The 1,625-nt window shown below is 40.5% G+C and carries 1 pseudogene; it reads left to right on the top strand.

The features are described from left to right. A pseudogene (locus tag AMDU4_RS10210) lies at positions 1–1,519 on the top strand (ATP-grasp domain-containing protein); the annotation flags it as partial. Positions 1,520–1,625 lie beyond the last annotated feature (106 nt).

The raw sequence follows: 1,625 nt of genomic DNA on the forward strand, positions 1-1,625 counted from the left end.
TATAGTCATAGGTTCAGGACCCAACAGGATATCTCAGGGCGTGGAATTTGACTACGGTGCGGTAAAATCCATATTGTCCTTGAAGACACTGGGCTATGAGGCAATAATGGTTAACAGCAATCCAGAAACTGTTTCCACCGACTTTGACATATCGGACAAACTTTACTTTGAACCGGTTACACTTGAACATGTGTCTAACATTGTTAGTGCAGAAAAGCCAGAGGGAATTATAATCCAATTTTCAGGGCAAACAGGTCAGAATATGGCCTCAGGGCTCTCAAAAATATTCCAGAATATCGTTATGGGAACGAAACCGGAGGATATTTACAGGATTGAGGAGCGCACAATATTCTCGAAAACACTGAAAAGCCTGGGCATAAAACAGCCGGATTATATTGAAGTCTCTAATATAAACGAACTGGAGGAAAAAATAAGAGGAATAAGCCTTCCGGTAATCATCCGTTCCAGTTTCATTATAGGCGGAAGAGCAATGGATATAATTTACAGTTATGATATTTTAATTGAACGTGTAAAAGAATTGTTCATAGATCGCCCGGGATCTCCAGTCCTGGTAAGCAGGTACCTGAAAAATGCAACAGAAATTGATGTGGATTTCATATCTTCCGGTAAAAAATCAGTAATAGCAGGAATTTCGGTACACATAGAAGAGGCTGGAACCCATTCAGGTGATGCTACTATGGTTCTTGGGCCAGACAGGATTGATAAGAAAACACTGAACAGGATCCAGGACATAGTTGAGAAAATGAGGGTAAATTTCAACCTTTCAGGCCTTTCTAACCTCCAGATAGCCATAAAGGACAACGAAATATATGTAATTGAACTGAATGCACGGTCTTCCAGGTCTATTCCATTTGTTGCAAAGGCTACGGGGATTAACTGGGTGGATTATGGAATAAAGGCCATGCTCGGCATTGCTCCAGATATAGAGTATTCAGAACCGAAATCATTCTTCATCAAAGTTCCTGTATTTCCATTCAAGAGATTCAGGGATATGGATGTTATTCTTGGTCCAGAAATGAAGTCCACAGGGGAGGCCATGTGCTGCGGCGAAACGTTCCAGGAATCAATGTCCAAGGTAATACGCATAATGAAAAGGGATTTTAAATTAAAATCCGTCATAATTACCGTAAATGATATGGATAAGGATGAAGCCATAAAAATAGGTCGCAAACTGGATAAAAAGGGTGTGAAAATATACGCAACCCCGGGAACATACAGTGCCCTCAAGGGAGCCGGGATTGGCGCCACTGTCGTTTACAGGGTAAAGGATCTCAGGTCACCGGGAATCAGTGAAATAATAAGAAATGAGGATATATCAATGATAATAAACACGCCCTCAGAATCATATGGGTCAATTAGGGATGGATTCTCTATCAGGAACCTTGGAATTAAGAAGGATATACCTCTTATAACAAATATCAGATTCGCCTCTGAACTGGTAGATTCCATACTGTCCGGAAAAGGAACACAGATAAGGGAACTGGGAGATTACCAGTGAGCTACCTCATGTTAAAACATTGAGGCTTCCTGTTTCACTGATAAAACTTGTACTTACATATGGACTTACATTAAATCCTTTAAGTGTAGAGGCATTATCTCTATCA

It is taken from the genome of Ferroplasma sp. Type II (assembly GCF_000496155.1).